This window comes from Streptomyces noursei ATCC 11455 (assembly GCF_001704275.1).
GTDB classification, from domain to species: Bacteria; Actinomycetota; Actinomycetes; order Streptomycetales; family Streptomycetaceae; genus Streptomyces; species Streptomyces noursei.
In genome coordinates this window covers 6,188,521-6,203,213 of the sequence record NZ_CP011533.1, presented here as the reverse complement: position 1 = coordinate 6,203,213, position 14,693 = coordinate 6,188,521, and the positions used below count along the sequence as shown (strand labels likewise).

At 72.1% G+C, this 14,693-nt stretch carries 13 protein-coding genes and 2 tRNA genes; 2 read left to right on the top strand and 13 right to left on the bottom strand.

Annotation, left to right across the window (positions count from 1 at the left end; genetic code table 11):
- Window positions 1–309: 309 nt before the first annotated feature.
- Window positions 310–2,268, bottom strand: coding sequence for a S53 family peptidase (locus SNOUR_RS26280; RefSeq protein WP_067351668.1), 1,959 nt, complete (start codon window positions 2,266–2,268; stop codon window positions 310–312).
- A 346-nt stretch (window positions 2,269–2,614) separates the two neighbouring features.
- Window positions 2,615–2,687 (bottom strand) — tRNA-Ala (locus tag SNOUR_RS26275).
- Between the two features lie 216 nt (window positions 2,688–2,903).
- Between SNOUR_RS26275 and SNOUR_RS26270 the strand changes: the two genes are divergently transcribed.
- Window positions 2,904–4,241: a glycosyltransferase 87 family protein gene (locus SNOUR_RS26270; RefSeq protein WP_067351665.1), complete on the top strand. Its 1,338-nt coding sequence runs from the start codon at window positions 2,904–2,906 to the stop codon at window positions 4,239–4,241.
- Between the two features lie 336 nt (window positions 4,242–4,577).
- Here the strand turns inward: SNOUR_RS26270 and SNOUR_RS26265 are convergent, their stop codons facing one another.
- The 8 genes from SNOUR_RS26265 to SNOUR_RS47235 form a co-directional block, all read right to left on the bottom strand.
- Entirely contained in the window at window positions 4,578–4,811 is a 234-nt protein-coding gene (locus SNOUR_RS26265; RefSeq protein WP_018538025.1) for a hypothetical protein, read from the bottom strand.
- A gap of 994 nt (window positions 4,812–5,805) precedes the next feature.
- Window positions 5,806–5,878: transfer RNA gene (locus SNOUR_RS26260), tRNA-Ala, on the bottom strand.
- A 114-nt stretch (window positions 5,879–5,992) separates the two neighbouring features.
- Window positions 5,993–6,646 carry a histidine phosphatase family protein gene (locus SNOUR_RS26255; protein WP_067358792.1) on the bottom strand — a complete coding sequence of 218 codons (654 nt, stop codon included), beginning with the start codon at window positions 6,644–6,646 and terminating at the stop codon, window positions 5,993–5,995.
- A complete protein-coding gene (gene rsfS, locus SNOUR_RS26250; RefSeq protein WP_039636466.1) occupies window positions 6,643–7,077 on the bottom strand; it encodes a ribosome silencing factor in 435 nt (144 codons plus the stop codon). Before rsfS ends, SNOUR_RS26255 begins: the two co-directional genes overlap by 4 nt.
- A gap of 208 nt (window positions 7,078–7,285) precedes the next feature.
- Window positions 7,286–9,118, bottom strand: a complete 1,833-nt coding sequence (locus SNOUR_RS26245; RefSeq protein WP_067351663.1) for an LCP family protein — start codon at window positions 9,116–9,118, stop codon at window positions 7,286–7,288.
- Window positions 9,119–9,142: 24 nt separating this feature from the next.
- Window positions 9,143–9,754 (bottom strand): nicotinate-nucleotide adenylyltransferase, encoded by a 612-nt coding sequence (gene nadD / locus SNOUR_RS26240; RefSeq protein WP_067351660.1) that lies wholly within the window; start codon window positions 9,752–9,754, stop codon window positions 9,143–9,145.
- Between the two features lie 52 nt (window positions 9,755–9,806).
- A complete protein-coding gene (locus SNOUR_RS47240; protein ID WP_039636459.1) occupies window positions 9,807–9,968 on the bottom strand; it encodes a hypothetical protein in 162 nt (53 codons plus the stop codon).
- A 132-nt stretch (window positions 9,969–10,100) separates the two neighbouring features.
- On the bottom strand, window positions 10,101–10,250 hold the full coding sequence (locus tag SNOUR_RS47235; protein ID WP_167739070.1) for a hypothetical protein: 150 nt from the start codon (window positions 10,248–10,250) through the stop codon (window positions 10,101–10,103).
- 130 nt (window positions 10,251–10,380) lie between these two features.
- Here SNOUR_RS47235 and SNOUR_RS26235 point away from each other — a divergent pair, with 130 nt between their 5' ends.
- Window positions 10,381–11,475: a M48 family metallopeptidase gene (locus SNOUR_RS26235; protein WP_067351657.1), complete on the top strand. Its 1,095-nt coding sequence runs from the start codon at window positions 10,381–10,383 to the stop codon at window positions 11,473–11,475.
- Here SNOUR_RS26235 and SNOUR_RS26230 read toward each other — a convergent pair.
- The 3 genes from SNOUR_RS26230 to SNOUR_RS26220 all read right to left on the bottom strand — a co-directional run bounded on the left by SNOUR_RS26230 (window position 11,438) and on the right by SNOUR_RS26220 (window position 14,615).
- Window positions 11,438–12,562, bottom strand: coding sequence for an SCO2583 family membrane protein (locus tag SNOUR_RS26230; protein ID WP_067351655.1), 1,125 nt, complete (start codon window positions 12,560–12,562; stop codon window positions 11,438–11,440). The genes SNOUR_RS26235 and SNOUR_RS26230 overlap by 38 nt on opposite strands.
- Window positions 12,563–12,621: 59 nt before the next feature.
- A complete protein-coding gene (locus SNOUR_RS26225; RefSeq protein WP_067351652.1) occupies window positions 12,622–13,260 on the bottom strand; it encodes an SCO2584 family spore wall biosynthesis protein in 639 nt (212 codons plus the stop codon).
- Window positions 13,261–13,346: 86 nt separating this feature from the next.
- The gene (locus SNOUR_RS26220) at window positions 13,347–14,615 is read right to left on the bottom strand and encodes a glutamate-5-semialdehyde dehydrogenase (RefSeq protein ID WP_067351649.1); all 1,269 of its coding nucleotides are present in this window, start codon (window positions 14,613–14,615) and stop codon (window positions 13,347–13,349) included.
- Window positions 14,616–14,693 lie beyond the last annotated feature (78 nt).

The following is a 14,693-nucleotide window of genomic DNA, read 5'->3' as shown; positions in this document are numbered from 1 at the left end:
CCATCGATCGTCTCTGCCTGCGGCTGCTGCGGACACGGTTTCTGCGGAAACAAAAATGCCCCTCACTCAGGAGGGGAAGCCGCGCCGATGCCGACCCGGGCGACCACAGCGAAGGGCCCGGTCGGGACTGATCAGCGCGGCCCGCTAAGCAGAAGGCGTACGGCACACATGGCGCCAGAGTACCGCAGGGCACACAGGGCCCGCGCCCGGGATTCGCCCCGGGCGCGGGCCCTGCCCCGTTTTCCCCGTCCCCCGCCGACGCGCCCATAGGGTCACGGGGTGGCGGAGGAGCGGGGCGGGGCCCCTGCGTCAGGGACGGTAGGAGCTCACGTATCCGGCACCCGGGCTGCCGACGCCGGTGACGTCGTCATAGCCGACGGTGGCCTGCAGGGAGCTGTCCTTGCCGAGGCTGCGCAGCGAGGTGATGGTGCCCTTGGCCGCGTCGACGCCGTTGGCGAAGTCGACCCGGACGACCGCCAGGTCGCGGCCGGCACCCAGCGGGTGGTCGGTCACGTCGTGGTAGGCGGCGGTGCCGTAGCGCTGGTAGATGGCCGGGTTGGCGAAGCCGATGGCGACGCCGTGCCGGGCCTGCTGGGCCAGCGCCTGGACGCCCGCGATCACCGGCGCGGCCAGCGAGGTGCCGCCGATGCGGTACTCGTCGTAGCCGAGCTTGCCGTTGGGCAGCGTCTGGGTCTGGCCGACCAGGAAGCCGGTGTTGGGGTCGGCGACCGCCGAAATGTCCGGAACGGTGCGCATGGCGTTGCCGCCGTTGGCCTTGGCCAGCGCGTCCGGGACGACCCCGCGCTGGTAGAAGGGCTGCGCGACGGCCTTGCTGGTGCCGCCGCCCGCGCCACCGTTGAAGGCGCCGGGGAAGTCGGTCCAGTCGTTGCCGTCCTTGGAGAGCACCGCCTTCTGGGTGCCCCAGCCGGTCTCCCACAGGTAGCCGTTGCCCTTGCCGACGGCCAGGGAGGTGCCGCCGACCGCGGTCACCCAAGCGGAGTTCGCGGGGGTGTCGACCTGCTTGGTGCCGGTGTTGGCGACCTCGTCACCGTTGTCGCCGGAGGAGAAGTAGAAGCCGATGCCCTCGACCGCGCCGCGCTGGAAGAGCTGGTCGTAGGCGGCGGCCACGTCCGGGGTCTCGTTGGCCTCGACGTCGCCCCAGGAGTTGGAGACGATGTCGGCCAGGTGCCCGTCGACGACCTTGCCGAGCGAGTCCATCAGGTCGTCGTCGTTGCAGGAGGCGGCGCCGACGTAGACGATGCCCGCGTCGGGGGCGACCGCGTGGACGGCCTCGACGTCGAGGGTCTCCTCGCCGTACCAGCCGGCCGCCTTGCAGTCGTCGATGTGCGTGTAGCCCTTCGGCAGGACCTGCGAGAGCTGACCCTTGCGGTAGCGGGGGTCGCCGTTACGGGCGGCGTAGGTGTCCGCGTCCTTGGCGATGGTCGGCGAGGCGTAGGCGTCGGTGATCGCGACGGTGACGCCCTTGCCGGTCCACTTCTTCGCCCCGTAGGCGGCGCGCAGCTGCTTGCCGGTGTAGCCCTTGATCGCGTACGGCGCCTTGCCCCCGTAGGCCGACGGCAGGCTCTCGTTGGTCCGCGACCCGTAGTACGTGGAGAACGGCCCGGAGTTGCGGAAGACGGGGGACGGCGGCGGCAGTTCGGCGGAGTGGTGCCGGGCCAGCCGGGGCGCGTTGTCCAGGCCGGTGACCGTCAGGACCGCGTCGGAGACGGACGCGGGCGCGGAGGCGGTGGCCGACGGCGCGTGGTAGGTGTGGCCGTTCTTGCGGTAGTTGTGCAGGTCGGTGGCGAAGGCCCGCTCGGCGGCTGCCGCCTCGCCGGTGACCGTGACGTAGCGGTCGGTGGTGCCGGTGACCGTCAGGCCGGACTTCTTCAGCCAGGCGGTCACCCTGGCTATCTGGTCCTGGGTGGCACCGTAGCGGGCACCCACCTGGGCCGGGCTCAGGTACTTCCCGTACGCGGCGGAGTGCGGGTCGGCGACGGCCTTGGCGTAGTCCGCGAGGCCCTTGGCGTCCCGGCCGGCCAGGTAGACCCGGGCGTTGACCGCGGTGGAACCGGCGGTGGAGCCCTGGTCGGCCTGCTCGGTGGCCCATCGCGGCTTGGTGCCCTGCAGTGCGTGCCGACCCCCGTCGTGGCCCGCGGCGTCGGCGGCCGGTGCACCGAGCGCGAGCGCTCCGGCGACCAGCGGCAGCGCCGCTGCCCAGGCCAGACCCGCGCGGGCGCGCAGTGATCTGGTGCGGCTTGCTCTCATGTAACCCCCTGCTGTGGCGATGCGGTGCGCTGCGGGGTGACGCCGCGCCGGTGCGCCGGTGCGCGACACCTCATCAGCGGTGAATGCGTCGGATGTGACGCTCACGCGATTCGCCACTCTTTCGGTGAACCGTTCATGTCAGGGTCATGCGATCACCAAGAAGAGCCCAAGGAACCACAAGGAACGGACAGAACCAGTCACGAAGAGAGCACTCAACTGGCCACATCAGACAGGCTGTTGACCGAATATCAGGGCAACCCAGGAAGATCTGCGCACCGCGAACCCGCCGCCCCGGAACGCACAACAGAGTGGGCCGCCCTTGACGGACGGCCCACTCTGTCTTCTGTGGAGCTAAGGAGAATTGAACTCCTGACCTCCTGCATGCCATGCAGGCGCTCTACCAACTGAGCTATAGCCCCAGGTCTTGTCTCCGCTGCGGTTTCCTTCCGGCTCCCCGCTGCGGCATCGCCTACATTACACGGACCCCCCGGCCTTCTGCCAAATCGCCCTCCCGTCGCCCGACCACCACCCCTGGACGAGGCCCTTCGGGCCGCGGCGCCCCCTCGGGCCCTCCGGCGGGGCCCGAGGTACTGTCGGCAGGCCGTGCCCGATTCGTCCCTGGGGAGCCGTACGCCGTGACCGCGCTGGATCCACACCGGCCCACCGAGCCTCGCGGCCCACGCCCCGGCGCGGGCGTGATCCGCCGCCACCCGGTGTGCGCGGCGGCGCTGGCCTGCCTGGTGTCCTTCACCGCCTTCTGGATCGCACAGCGGCTGGCGCACGTCTCGATGGTGGACCTGATGGTCTACCGCGCCGAGGGCGAGACCGCCCGCGCCGGCAAGGACCTCTACGACATGGTGGCCACCTCCGCACGGCTGCCCAACACCTATCCCCCCTTCGCCGCGCTGCTGTTCGTCCCGCTCACCTTCTTCGGCGTCCCGGTGATGCGCACCCTGGCCACGGCCGGGAACCTCGTCCTGCTCGTCGCCGTCGTCCACCTGTCCCTCCGCCTGGTCGGCCGGCCCCGGCGGATGCCCCCGCTCGCCGCGACACTGGCGCTCTCCGCCCTGCTGGTGTGGTGCGAGCCGGTCTGGACGACGCTGCGCTACGGCCAGATCAACCTGCTGCTCGCCGTGCTGGTGCTGTGGGACCTGACCCGTCGGGACACCAACCGCTGGGCTGGTATCGGCATCGGCATCGCGGCCGGCATCAAGCTGACCCCGGCGCTGTTCGCCGTCTTCCTCGCGCTGGCGGGCGCGGTCCACGCCATCCGACGGCTGCGCTCCGGCGCCGGCTGGCGCGCCGCCTGGAACCCCTGGCTCCGGCAGGCCGCCGTCGCCACCGGCACATTCGGCGCCACCGCCCTCCTCTCCGCGATCGTGCTACCGCGCGACTCGCATCGCTTCTGGACCGAGATCGTGTTCGCCGCCGACCGGGTCGGCGAGGTGGAGATCACCGCGAACCAGTCGCTCCGCGGCGTCCTGGCCCGCCTGCTGCACACCCACGACCCCGGCACCGCCTGGCTCGTCCTGGCCACCGTGGCGACCGCCGCCGGGCTGGCGCTGGCCGCCGCGGCACTGCTGCGCGGCGAGCGCGCCTGGGCGACCCTGACCTGCGCGGCCACCGCCCTGCTGATCAGCCCGATCTCCTGGTCGCACCACTGGGTGTGGAGCGTCCCGATGCTGATCCTGCTGGGCTCCGAGGCGCTGCGGCGCCCCGGGGCCGCGGCCCGCCGCTGGTGGGCGGTGACCGGGGTGGTGGGGCTGCTGTTCTGCTCGTTCGCACTGTGGTGGGTGCCACACCGCTGGCACCAGCACGAGGAACTGCACCAGAACGCCGGGCAGATGCTGCTCTCCGCGGTCTATCCGCTGGCCGGGCTCACGCTGCTGGCACTGACCGCGGCCCGGCTCCGTCGACCGGCCGGGGCCACCGCGATATCCGCGCCCGCGCCGGACTCCGCGTCCACGACCTAGGGTCTGCCCGATGGGTCAGGGTCCCCGCCCGATCCCTCCGGGCCGCGCCGCCCGTGGTCGTCCTCGTCGTCGTCCCCGTGATCGTCACCGTCGTCGCTCGTGCGCCGCCGACCGCCGTCATGTCCGCCCCCGTCGCGCCGCCGCCTCCGGCGTGCTGTCGCGGTCCCGCCGTCGGCCGTTCCGGCAGCGGTTCCGAGGCGTGAACGCCCCGCCGTTCCGCGGGAGTTCCGGGTTACCGGAAACGATCGAAAGTGCTCGCAATCGCCCAACACGGCTCGAAAGATGACCGCTTGGCGAGATTCGGGACCGCCCCGGTCTCACCCGGGGACCCCCAACTCAGGCCGTGGCGAAGGAATAGAACCGTTTCAGCGTGCAGTGCTCGTCGAGCAGCCGGCCGTAGATCGGCTCCCCCTCGAGCTCGCGGTAGGTCTCGATGGGGTCGCCCTTTATGACCAGGGCGCGCGCGCATTCCTCGCACCAGTACTGGTAGTCGGCGTTGACCGGTTCCATGTCGCGGACGATCGGCGTGCCGCTGCCGCACCAGTCGCACTTCCTGCTGTGGGCGCCCATCCATCAGCTCCAACTGTGGCCGCAGGCCGTACAGACGAAGGAAACACCGCCGTTGTCGCCCAGCACCTGTGCGACATGGGAGGAACCGCACGAAGGGCACTGGAAAGCCACGCCCCCGGTTGCGCACGCGGCGGGCGGGCCGAGCAGGTCGTCGACCTCCCCATGGATGCACGTGGGCATCGCGATCTCTCCTCCCCTGGCGGCGCCGTCCGATTCTGCCACGGACCGACCACCAGGTCAGGTCCGCCCACGGAGCAGCCCGGCCACCCCACCGGGCGCCGCCGCGCCGGCCGGCGCGAGAACACTCCCCCGCGGCACTCTTGACACCCCGCCCGCGTCCTCCGCCGCCCGACGATCGGGGAAGAACATCCCGAAAGGCGAGCTTGCCGACGGGACCACCCACGGCCCCAACCTCCCGACCGACAGCACCAGTCCGGGCACGCCCACGCCTCCCCCACGCCTCCCCCGCGGCGCCCTCCCCACCCGCGCCCGCCCGCAGCCCGACCCCGTCCACGACGCCCTTGTGGTGGCTGTTCGCGAGGCCCCATGTCGCGGCCCGCCCCGTGGCCATGACGGGGAGTTCCCGATGCCGGCAGCCCAACTCCGCGGCGCCCACGGGCGGCACCGCACGTCGACGGGCCCGCCGCGGAGCCCCCCGATCTCCCGGCCGGTGCGGGCCGGCGCGGAGTATGCGCGCCCGCGAGCGGCCGGCGGCTCCTCGACTGCCCGCCCGTCCACGGCCCGCCTCCGAGGACCGCGCGGAGCCGGGACGGCAGCGTGGGCGAAGGCGGGGGCGGCGGAGGCGGGAGGGCGGCGGGACCAGGCGCGAAGAGCCGTGCACCCCCGTAGGGTGACGTACCCCACAGCCCCGTAGACGGTGGGGGACTTCCGGCGTGACGTCAGGCCGCGCGCCGGTGCGACCGGGCCGCGGCATCGCATCCGGCCGCAACGCAAAGATCCCCACCTCTTGAGGAGGTGGGGATCTTCCGGGTTGTGGAGCTAAGGAGAATTGAACTCCTGACCTCCTGCATGCCATGCAGGCGCTCTACCAACTGAGCTATAGCCCCGGGTCTTGTTCCGTTCCTCCGGGGTTTCCCCCGGCGGCGCCGCGAACAAGATGAACTTTAGCCTGCGACCTGCCCAGATGTGAAATCCGGTCCGGGCGCCCCCGCTCCGGGGGCTCAGTCGTCGTCGCCGAGCACCGGCTCCGGCAGGGTGCCGGCGTTGTGCTCCAGCAGTCGCCAGCCGCGTGCGCCCTCGCCCAGCACGGACCAGCAGCAGTTCGACAGACCGCCCAGGCCCTCCCAGTGGTGGGCCTCCAGGCCGAGCAGCCGCCCGATGGTGGTGCGGATGGTGCCGCCGTGGCTGACGACGACCAGTGTGCCGTCGTCGGGCAGCTTGTCGGCGTGGTGCAGGACGACCGGGGCGGCCCGGTCGGCGACCTCGGTCTCCAGTTCGCCGCCACCGCGGCGCACCGGCTCACCGCGCTTCCACGCGGTGTACTCCTCGCCGTACCGGGCGAGGATCTCGTCGTGCGTCAGGCCCTGCCAGGCGCCCGCATAGGTCTCCCGCAGTGCGGCGTCGTGGGAGACGTCCAGTCGCGTCAGAGCGGCCAGCTCGGCCGCCGTCGCCATGGCCCGGCGCAGGTCGGACGCGATGATGGCGTCCGGCCGCAGCGCGGCCAGTAGACGGGCGGCCCGGCGGGCCTGGGCGAGACCGGTCTCGGTCAGCTCGATGTCGGTCGAGCCCTGGAAGCGGCGCTCAAGATTCCAGGCCGTCTGGCCGTGCCGCCACAGGACGACACGGCGGCCCCGACCACCTTTGCTGCCGTTCAGCGCAGGTCTCCGTCCGCGTCGCCTCCGGTGGTCCGGGCGTGCTCCGCTGCCTTGCCGCGGGTGGCCTTGGCCTCCTCGGGGAGGTCGATCTCCGGGCAGTCCTTCCACAGGCGCTCCAGGGCGTAGAACACCCGCTCCTCGCTGTGCTGGACGTGGACGACGATGTCGACGTAGTCGAGGAGCACCCAGCGGGCCTCGCGGTCGCCCTCGCGCCGGACCGGCTTGGCGCCGAGGTCCTTGTTGAGGCGTTCCTCGATCTCGTCGACGATCGCCTTGACCTGGCGGTCGCTGGGCGCGGAGGCCAGCAGGAAGGCGTCGGTGATCGAGAGGACGTCGCTGACGTCGTACGCGATGATGTCGTGCGCGAGCTTGTCGGCCGCCGCCAGGGCGGCGGCGTTGATGAGCTCGATGGAGCGGTCCGTGGCGGTCACAAGCGGCTTTCCGGGTCGGGGGGGGCCGCTCCGGCCGGGACGCAGGACGCGCGGCACAGCAGTGGCGCACCGGCAGTCCTGGGCGGCCGGATCGGCGGTCAGGTACCCCTCAAGGGTCTCACGGACCACCGACACTCCCGGCGGGGATTTCCACCCCACCGGGAGGTACCGGCATCCTGCCTGGTCAGACCCACGGTCCGCGGCCCGGTCAGCCCTTGTAGTCCTGACCCAGGACCACCGCGATGTCGGCGTTGGCGGCGACCTTCCCCTGCTGGACGGCGCTCGCCGGCAGACCCAGCGTCTTGGCGACCTCGGCGGCCTTGGCCCGCTGCGGGGCGTCCGCGTACGTCACCTGGGAGGCGGTCGCGGTGCCACCGCTGCCGCCGTCGACGAAGGTGTAGCCGCCGTTGAGCAGCGCGACCTGGGCCTTGCCGGTGGCGGCCTTGTCGCCGGTGCCGTTGCGGACCGCGACCCTGGGGGTCGCGCCCGGGTCGGTCTTCTTGACCGTGCCGCCCAGGATGTCCTTCACGACGCCTGCCGCGGTGCTCTGGCCGATCGTCCCGTCGGCCTGCACCGGCAGCACCTGGGTGTTGTACTTGTCGGTCTTCGCCAGCTCGGCCCGCTGTGCCAGCGAGGTGCCGAGCTGGGCCTCGGTGAGCGGCGGGTCGAGGATCTGGAGCAGCGCCTTCACGGTGGCGGTGGCGCCGTCCGCGTCGCTGGAGACCTTCTTCAGGGTGGCCTGCATGACCTGCCCGAACCGCTCCAGCTGCTTGGTCTGGGTGTCCCCCGGGCCCTGATAGGTGGCGTAGGCGACGGCCGCCTGCCCGTTGAGGAGCTGGCCGGCGCCCTGTTTGACCGCCGGGGCGTCGTCCTTCTTGCCACCGGGGACGGAGGTGTCGGTGTCGACGGTGATCCCGCCGACCGTCTCGACGAGGTTCTCCAGATAGGGCGTGTCCAGCCGCCAGCTGGCCTTCAGGTCGGCGCCCAGGAGGGTGTTGAGGGCCTCCCGGGTCGCGTCGGTACCGTCGTCCTTGACGGACTTGCCGAGCGTCGTGGTGGTGCCGTCGTCCTTGGTGACGATGAGGCTGTTGGGCAGGAGGAGGGTGGTGCCCTTGTGGGTGGTCTCGTTGTCCACCAGGAGGGCGGTGGAGCTGTTGCCGGTCTTGGTGTCCCGCAGGTTCACCACCAGGACGTCGCGCTTCTGCCCGCCGGCCTCGGCCGCGGCGCCGCCGGCCCCGCCGGACAGGCCCGGCAGCTTCCCCGCCCACCACAGGTAGCCGACGCCGCCGGCCACCAGGAGGGCCAGCACGACCGACAGTGCGATCAGCCGGCTGCGGCCGCGCCGCTTGGCCTCCTCGCGCCGCTCGGTGCGGCTCTCGGTGAACTTCAGCCAGTCGATGACGTCTTCGGATTCCTCGTCGGGCTCCTCGATGAACGCGAACTGCTCGGTGTGGTAGTTCTCGGCCGGCCCGCCCTTGGGGCCCGCCGCGCTCTTGCCACCGGCGGGCGCGGGCGGCTCCTCGGGGGCGGCCGACGGCGCCGCATCGGCCCGCCCCCGGGGCGTCTGCTCGTACGGCAGCTGCCCGGAGTGCGGCTGCTGCTGTCCGTAGGGGTCCTGTTCGTACGGCGGCTGCTGGGCCTGCTGCGGGATCCAGTCCGCCTGGTGGGGCTGCTGCTGGGGCTGGGCATACGGGTCGTACTGCTGCGGGTAGCCGGTCTGCTGCTGGACCTGCTGGCGGCCGTAGGCGTCGTAGTACTCCGACTGCCCCTGGTACGCCTGCGGGGCCGGCGGTGCCTGGCCGCCCTGCGCCCCGTATGCGTCATAGGGGTCGTAGGGGGACTGCGTGCCCGGCTGCCCGTAGGCGTCGTACTGCTGCTGCCCGTACGGTTGCTGCGCTTCGTACTGCTGCGGCGCCTCCTGGTGCACCGGTCGGCCGTACGCGTCGTAGGTGTAGCCCTGCCCCGGCTGCCCGTGCTGCTGGGCATACGGGTCCTGGGCATATGGGTCCTGCGGCCTGTACGGATCGTGTCGGTCGCTCACCGGTGCCCCTTTCCATCTGCCCCGTCAGCGGTCGTCGCGGTACAGCTGCTTTTTGTCGATGTAGCGCACCACACCGTCCGGTACGAGGTACCAGACCGGATCCCCCTGGGCGACGCGCGCCCGGCAGTCGGTCGAGGAGATGGCCAGCGCGGGCACCTCGACCAGGGACACCGCTCCTTCGGGCAACCCGGGGTCCGCGAGGACGTGGCCGGGCCGGGTCACCCCGATGAAGTGGGCCAATGAGACCAGTTCCGCCGCGTCGTGCCAGGTCAGGATCTGGCTGAGGGCGTCGGCGCCGGTGATGAAGAACAGATCCGCGTCACAGTGTTGTGCGCGCAGATCACGCAGCGTGTCTATGGTGTACGTCTTGCCGCCGCGGTCGATGTCGATCCGACTGACGGAGAACTGCGGGTTCGACGCGGTCGCGATGACCGTCATCAGATAGCGGTCCTCGGCCGGTGACACCATCTTGTGGCTCTTCTGCCACGGGTGCCCCGTGGGCACAAAAACGACCTCGTCGAGGTGGAACTGGCTGGCCACCTCGCTGGCGGCGACCAGGTGTCCGTGATGGATCGGGTCGAATGTGCCGCCCATCACGCCCAGCCGCCGCTTCACGGGCCCTGTGTGCTCTCCCATGCGTGCAGACCCTACTTGGCGGGACGCGGTGCCGGGGGCCGGGTCCGCGGGCTCAGCGGTCGCGGTTGAAGCGCGTGGTGATCCAGAGCAGGAGAAGCAGGATGAAAAGGGCGCTGCCGCCGGTGAGGTACGGGCTCAGGCTTTCGTGCTGGCCGCCCTTCTGCCCGGCTTCGGCGAGGGAGACCAGGGACTGTGCGGCAGAGTGCAGACTCATCGTTGGCAGGACCAATCCGGGCGGGGTTCGGACAGAATCTTCCGCCACATCGTAAGCGCCACGTCACCGCGGGCTCACGCCGACTCCGCCCGAAGGGGCCCGGCCGGCGCCCCGGCCCCTCCCGGGCCGGGATCAGTCCTCGTTGCTGTAGCCGCGCAGCAGGATCCACGCGAGCAGCGCGGCGCCGAGCACGCCGACGATGATCACGGTGCGCAGAATCCAGCCGGGGCCGCTGTCCTTGGAGGTCTCGGCGACGGCGAGCAGCAGGCTGGCGTGCGGCATGGCGGTGGCTCCCTTTTGTACGGGCCTGACGGGCATTGGTCCGCTCGCCAGCGTACGCCCGGGCATCCATTCGCCTGTCAGTGGCGTCCTCTAGGCTGAATCACACGCAGTCGAACAGGGGGAGGCCCCAATGACGGAGAGCCCAGACGGCGGCGCACAGGTACCGGGCCGGAACCGCAAGCGGTTCCCCGGTATCTCGTCGCGGTCCTACGAGCACCCGGCGGATCGCTCGGCGCTGGTCGCGCTGCGCAAACTGAGCGGGTTCGACACCGTCTTCAAGACGCTCAGCGGTCTGCTGCCGGAGCGCAGCCTGCGGCTGCTCTTCCTGTCGGACTCGGTCCGCGTCAGCGACCAGCAGTTCGCGCATCTCCACGCGATGCTCCGCGACGCCTGCTACATCCTGGACCTGGAGAAGGTCCCGCCGATGTACGTCAATCAGGACCCGCAGCCCAACGCCATGTGCATCGGCCTGGACGAGCCGATCATCGTGGTGACGACCGGTCTGGTCGAGCTGCTCGACGAGGAGGAGATGCGGGCCGTCATCGGCCACGAGGTGGGCCATGCCCTCTCGGGTCATGCGGTGTACCGCACCATCCTGCTGTTCCTGACCAACCTGGCGACCAAGGTCGCCTGGATCCCGCTCGGCAATGTCGCGGTCATGGCGATCGTGACGGCGCTGCGCGAGTGGTTCCGCAAGTCGGAGCTGTCGGCCGACCGGGCCGGCCTGCTCGTCGGGCAGGACCTCCAGGCGTCGATGCGCGGCCTGATGAAGCTGGCCGGCGGCAACCACCTGCACGAGATGAACGTCGACGCGTTCCTCAAGCAGGCCGAGGAGTACGAGTCCGGCGGCGATCTGCGCGACTCCGTGCTCAAGATCCTCAACGTCCTGCCGCGCAGTCACCCGTTCACCACGGTCCGCGCCGCCGAGCTGAAGAAGTGGGCCGAGAGCCGCGACTACCAGCGCATCATGGACGGCCACTACCCGCGCCGCGAGGAGGACAAGGACGCCTCGGTCTCCGACTCGTTCCGGGACTCCGCGGCGCACTACGCCGAGTCGGTGCGCACCAGCAAGGACCCGCTGATGGGCCTGGTGCGCGACATCGCCGGCGGCGCCGGGGACCTGGGCGGCAAGCTCCGCGACACGGTCTTCGGCTCGCGCGCCAACGGCGCCGGCGGATCCGACGGCGCTAACGGATCGGATGGCTCGGGGTCGGCTGGGAAGTAGCCGAAAGCTGGCCGCAGAGCGAGGCGTTGGTCCGGCTCCGGGCGTAGGGGTCGGTGCCGGCGGGTCGGTCCGGGCCGGCGTGCTGCCCGGCGAGCAGCGGGCGCAGCACGTCGGCCGGGTCCGAGGAGCAGTTCAGCGGGCCGGCCTGCAGGCTGCTCTGGGCGACGGTCAGGCGGTGGTCGGCGAGGTCGTCCCGGCCGATCCGGAAGTGCAGTTCGCGCCGGACGGTGACGAGCGAGGCGGCGCCCGGCGTCGGTGTGCCGGTGTGCTGCCCGGCGTCGTCCCGCGGGGCGCCGGGGGCCGGCCGGACGGCGTAGACGAAGGTGTAGTCGGCGGTGATGTCGAGGGTGTCCGCGCTCAGTTCCGTCGCGCTCAGCGTGCCGTCGACGCGGACGTCGCGGTCGGCGAGTTCGACCCGCTTCGGGTCGAAGCGGACCAGCCAACCGGTCGCCGCGTATTGGCCGTTGTCGTCGGGGTGCGCCAGACTCCGGTCGAACTGGTCGAGTTGGCCGGTGTCCAGCAGCAGCCTGACGGGGCGTACGGCGCCGCCGGTGAGGGTGGCCGGATCCACCGACGAGCGCACGAGGTAGTCCTTGGCGATGGTCATCGCGGTGACGATCTGGCCGTCGGAGAAGTGCGCACTGCGCTGGACGGCGGGGAGGTTGATGCCGGCCGCGCCGATCCGGTAGTCGGCCGCCGGGCTGTGCGAGAAGAGGTCCTCGGGGGTCGCGCCCGGCACCGTTCCGGGCGGCGCCAGCGGCACCACGGAGGACCGCAGCGGCTGGGACCGGGCCGGCTCGGGGGCCTTGTACGGGTGGCGTATGCCCATGTAGACGGCGGTGCCGAAGGCCAGCACGATCAGCAGCACCAGCAGGACCGCCTGCCGGGATCCGCCCAGCCGCAACCACGCGTGGCGGGTCTTCACCGCCGGGGCGTGATGCTCGCCCAGCCGCTCGTCGGCGGAGAACTCCTGCAGCCGCGCCGCGCGGATGAACCGCTCGTCGAAGACCACGGATCGGTACTCGTCGTCACCGCCTCCCGGGGCGCCGTCAGGCATCCCTTCAGGAGGGTCACCAGGCCCGGTCATACAACAAGGGTAGGTCTGAGCGGGCCCACGTAAACGCCGGAGGGCGCGGCAACTTCGGCTCAGTGCGTCCCGGGGCCCGCGGAGAACGACGGACGCAGTCGTTCGGCGGGGCCGGCCGTGGGCGCACCGGGGTTCGGCACCCCGGGACGGGGGGTGCCGAGGTCGTCCTGGCCGCCCCTGACCGGCGCGCCGGGGGACGGCGCGTCGACGCCGCTGGAGCTGGCCGGCGGAGCGGGGCTCTGGCCGCGGCCGGAGGCGCCCCGGTAGACGGCGCTGAAGGCCAGCGCCACCAGCCCGACACCCATCACCACGGCCAGCAACCAGGCGATGGGGCGGTGCCAGCGGACGGCGCCACGGTACGGGCGCAGGGAGCCGCCGTAGGGGCCGTACGGGCCGTCCGGGGCGTAGGCGTCGCGGTCGCCGGGGCGGTCGTCGAGCTCCCCGTGGTCGTGGTCGTAGTCGTCGTCCGGGCCGAAGCCGCCCCCCGGTCGGGCGGCCGCCTCGGCTTCCGCACGCGCCTCGGCGGCGGCCAACATCCGCTCGACCGCCGAGGGCTCGTGGACCGTCGCGGCCCGTACGAATTCCTCGTCGAAGACCACGGAAGCGAACTCCTCGTCCGCTCGTCCGTGGCTCCCGTGGTGGTGCTCGTCGGGCTCTTCGCCGTCCGGGAACGGCGTGCCCCCCGCGTCGTCCGGCACCCGTCCAGGGTAGCCCCGGCCGGCCCGTTTGGGCAGGGAGAAGAGCGGCCGGATACCGGGCGGAACGGGGCGCTCCGCGCGGGGCGTCAGCGGGTGTGGCCGTCGCCGGTGACGATGTACTTCGTGGACGTCAGCTCCGGCAGGCCCATGGGGCCGCGGGCGTGCAGCTTCTGCGTGGAGATGCCGATCTCGGCGCCGAAACCGAACTGGCCGCCGTCGGTGAAGCGGGTCGAGGCGTTGACCGCGACCGTCGTGGAATCCACCAACTGGGTGAAGCGGCGGGCGGCGGCCTGCGAGCCGGTGACGATGGCCTCGGTGTGGCCGGAGGTCCAGCGCCGGATGTGCGCCACCGCCGCGTCCAGGTCGGGCACCACGGCGGCCGCGATGTCGTACGAGAGGTACTCGGTCGCCCAGTCCTCGTCGGTCGCCGGGGCGACCAGGCCGGGGCCGGCCTGCTGCCAGGCGGCGTCGCCGTGCACCACCACGCCGGCCTGGGTCAGCGCCTCCAGGGCGCGCGGCAGGAACTTCTCGGCGATGCCGGCGTGCACCAGCACCGTCTCGGCGGCGTTGCACACACTGGGACGCTGGGCCTTGGAGTTGACCAGGATGCCGATCGCCATGTCGAGGTCGGCGGCCTCGTCGACGTACACGTGGCAGTTGCCGGTGCCGGTCTCGATCACCGGGACGGTGGACTCCTCGACGACCGTGCGGATCAGGGCGGCGCCGCCGCGCGGGATCAGCACGTCGACCAGGCCGCGGGCGCGCATCAGCTCGCGCACCGAGTCACGGCTCTCGCCGGGGACCAACTGGACGGCGTCGGCCGGCAGCCCGGCGCTCTCCACGGCGCCGCGCAGGACCTCCACCAGGGCGCTGTTGGAGGCGTACGCGGAGGACGAGCCGCGCAGCAGGACGGCGTTGCCGGACTTGAGGCAGAGGGCGGCGGCGTCCACGGTGACGTTGGGCCGGGCCTCGTAGATGATCCCGATCACGCCGAGCGGGACCCGGACCTGGCGCAGGTCGAGGCCGTTGGGCAGGGTCGAGCCGCGCACCACCTCGCCGACCGGGTCGGGCAGCGCGACGACCTTGCGGACGTCGTCGGCGATGGCCGCGATCCGCTCGGGGGTGAGGGTGAGCCGGTCCACGATGGACTCGGCGGTGCCGGCGGCCCGGGCCTTCTCGATGTCCTGGGCGTTGGCCGCCACCAGCGCGTCGGTCTGTGCCACCAGGGCGTCGGCGATGGCGAGCAGCGCCCCGTCGCGGGCCGTGCGCGGCAGCGGGGCCAGGACGGCGGCCGCCTCCTTGGCACGGCGGGCGGTGTCGAGGACGGGTGAGGACTGGGATGCGCTGCTGGTCATGGCCGCAGCCTAGCGCCGCGCCGGGCGGCGACCACGACGGATTCCACAGAGCGGGACGCCGGTCACACCGGCGGCCGG

Coding starts and splice junctions, on each gene's coding strand:
- SNOUR_RS26280 (WP_067351668.1), bottom strand. CDS start 2,268: ATGAGAGCAAGCCGCACCAGATCACTGCGCGCCCGCGCGGGTCTGGCC.
- SNOUR_RS26265 (WP_018538025.1), bottom strand. CDS start 4,811: ATGGGCGCCCACAGCAGGAAGTGCGACTGGTGCGGCAGCGGCACGCCG.
- nadD (WP_067351660.1), bottom strand. CDS start 9,754: ATGGGAGAGCACACAGGGCCCGTGAAGCGGCGGCTGGGCGTGATGGGC.
- SNOUR_RS47240 (WP_039636459.1), bottom strand. CDS start 9,968: ATGAGTCTGCACTCTGCCGCACAGTCCCTGGTCTCCCTCGCCGAAGCC.
- SNOUR_RS47235 (WP_167739070.1), bottom strand. CDS start 10,250: ATGCCGCACGCCAGCCTGCTGCTCGCCGTCGCCGAGACCTCCAAGGAC.
- SNOUR_RS26235 (WP_067351657.1), top strand. CDS start 10,381: ATGACGGAGAGCCCAGACGGCGGCGCACAGGTACCGGGCCGGAACCGC.
- SNOUR_RS26230 (WP_067351655.1), bottom strand. CDS start 12,562: ATGACCGGGCCTGGTGACCCTCCTGAAGGGATGCCTGACGGCGCCCCG.
- SNOUR_RS26220 (WP_067351649.1), bottom strand. CDS start 14,615: ATGACCAGCAGCGCATCCCAGTCCTCACCCGTCCTCGACACCGCCCGC.